The sequence below is a fragment of the Sphingomonas sp. MJ1 (PH-R8) genome (assembly GCF_048058635.1).
In the GTDB taxonomy this organism is placed as follows: Bacteria; Pseudomonadota; Alphaproteobacteria; order Sphingomonadales; family Sphingomonadaceae; genus Sphingomonas.
The window spans coordinates 1-2,303 of the sequence record NZ_JBBEFX010000041.1 but is presented as its reverse complement, the minus strand read 5'-3'; the positions used below and the strand labels follow the sequence as shown (position 1 = coordinate 2,303).

Below are 2,303 nucleotides of genomic sequence, written 5' to 3'. Positions count from 1 at the left end.
TTGGTTGCCGGCATGTTTGCGTGCGATGCGGTACAAGGCGCGCTCTAGCCCGCCAGTCAGCAGGAAATAGTCCTGGTGCATGGTGAGCAGCGACCGCTCTCCCATGATGCCCTCATAGACCCAGTCCGATAGGGTGATTGTCATGCCCCGGGGCTGATCCGTGTCGGGGTCCACCTCCAGCGTCCACTTGTCGAGCCAATTGAAGCCGGCCTTGGTGCGCCGCTTCGGCGCACGGATAGACGTCGATATGGAGGTCGTCTGAAGCCGCTGGAGCGCGGCTTGCAACTCCTGATAGGCCCGGCCGCTAGTGTCGCGCTTGATCGCCCTTAGCAGGTCATAGGACGTGGTTCTAAGCGTCCGCGGAAGATCGTTGACCCCCTGCTCCCGCATCCGGTTGAGTGTCGAGGCTGCCCATATGAGAATATCGGCGTCCCATATCGTCGCCATGCCATATGCCGGGATCGCCTCGATCTTCACCCACGTTTCGCCATCCGGACTGCTATATTCGATCGGCTTCACCCGCTTGCGCTTCTGAAGCGAGAAGAACGGCCGCTCCATCGTCTCCCGCTGGTCCTTCAGCGGAAGATCGCCCATCAGCGGGATAAACAGGTCGAACTCAGGATTAGGGTTCGGGCGTTTGGTCATGCAGCATCAATCCTGCCATCCTGCACACTTGGGGATGTGCAGGTGTGCACACTATCACGCACGGCCAAATTGCCGATCAGCATCGTACTTGGCGACCAGTTCGCTGATCGCTTCGGCGAGAAGGTCCTGATGGCTGCGCCTCGTTCGTGCCGCCAAGACCCGGAAGGCCTCGGCCGTGGGGTCCGCCGGGTCGAAATAGGCACCGAGATGGTATTTGCCTGGCCGCTTCCCGCTCGATCGGGCGCTGCTCGCCGACGACACCGGAGTTGCGATCGGCGAATTATCCGCCTCTGCCTCGCGACGGGTTTGTGGCGCCACTGCCGGGGCCAACAGAGATGTCCGCTTCGCCATGTTCAAGCCTTCACGTTTGCAGGTGTGCAATTTATCAAATCATCAAGGAGGTGCTTCTGCAAGGCTGCAACCTCTTGGGCAGCCTTGCCTTTTGGCTCATGCTCGATGACGCCCAACCCGTAGGGCCAAGCTGCACGATAGGCGCTACGCTCTCGTAGAACGGTGCGCGCAACCCGGAGGCCGGTCGCTTCGGCAAGTGTCCGCGCGTCGTCCAGCAATGTGGACGCAGTTGGGGGAGCGGCGTTCAGCACAACAACGCCTGCCCGCCCGGTGCTGGTGATGAGTTGGGCAGTCCGCTTGATCGCATCCAGGTCGATAAGCGAGGGACGGCAAGGGATCACCACGAGGTCCGCGCGCTGGGCTGCGGCTGCGGCTTCCGCACCGGCAGCCGGTGGCGTGTCGATGATGGTCAGAGCAAACCCGTTTGCTTCGGCAGCATCTATCGCTTGGTCGAGCCGGCGCGCGCTGATCGGCTCCACATGGGGCAGCTCGGCCTCACGCCGTTCGCTCCACGCCGTTGCGCTTTCCTGCGGATCAAGGTCAAACAGCGCCGTCCTGATCCCGGCCGCCTGAGCGGCGACCGCAAGATTTACTGCCAGCGTCGTTTTACCGACTCCGCCCTTTTGCGCTGCAAGTGTGATAATCTGCACGTGTGCACACCTTCATTTCTGATACTGTGACGTTATGCACAATATCAGAATGGCACAACCCTGCTGTGACTCGCGCCCGGTGGTTCGTGGCTCCAACCTGCATCCGATAATGCGAAGTGCACCAGCTCCGCGTTGCCGATCGCAGGCGGCTCACCCTTTCGCCAGAAGCCCAGCATCTTGCCACGATCGTCCAGCGTGCTTTCTGTCACGACCGCACGCACCGCCTGGATGAACTGCCCGTGGCTGAACACATAGGCGAGGCCGGGGGAGGGCAGGGCGGCAAGCCGTGCCAGCACCGCTTCAGCACGGCGAAGCAATGCCCCGAAGCTCTCCGCACCCTCCCCGTCGCAATAGGCGGGATCGGCGTCGGTCCAGTACCGCTCCAGATGGGGCATTCGCTCGCTGCTGCGTGTGCCGTTCCACTGGGAGGGCTGGAGATAGGTAAACTCCTCGATCGGCCACACCTCCACCGGGACGACCGGAAAGCGCTGGATCGTCGCCTCGGCCGTCTGACGGGTGCGAAGATAGGGAGAGGTCACGATCAGGCTGGGCGTCTCGGTCCAAGCCCGCGCTACCTCCCGCGCCTGACGCCATCCCAGCTCGGTCAGCTCGATGGATGCGAGGTCATGGCAGGGCACGCCGGCGTTGCCGGTGCTC

4 protein-coding genes are annotated in these 2,303 nt (G+C 62.6%); all 4 read right to left on the bottom strand.

Going from position 1 to position 2,303, the window contains the following annotated elements:
• Positions 1-645: replication initiator protein A (locus VPH46_RS16105; protein WP_416612846.1), on the bottom strand; the 645-nt coding region annotated here is incomplete at its 3' end.
• Positions 646-699: 54 nt separating this feature from the next.
• On the bottom strand, positions 700-996 hold the full coding sequence (locus VPH46_RS16100) for a ribbon-helix-helix domain-containing protein (protein ID WP_126002747.1): 297 nt from the start codon (positions 994-996) through the stop codon (positions 700-702).
• A gap of 2 nt (positions 997-998) precedes the next feature.
• Positions 999-1,646 carry a ParA family protein gene (locus VPH46_RS16095; RefSeq protein ID WP_018251365.1) on the bottom strand — a complete coding sequence of 216 codons (648 nt, stop codon included), beginning with the start codon at positions 1,644-1,646 and terminating at the stop codon, positions 999-1,001.
• 44 nt (positions 1,647-1,690) lie between these two features.
• Positions 1,691-2,303 (bottom strand): histidine phosphatase family protein (locus VPH46_RS16090; protein ID WP_416612843.1); only part of this gene is annotated, 613 nt, incomplete at its 5' end.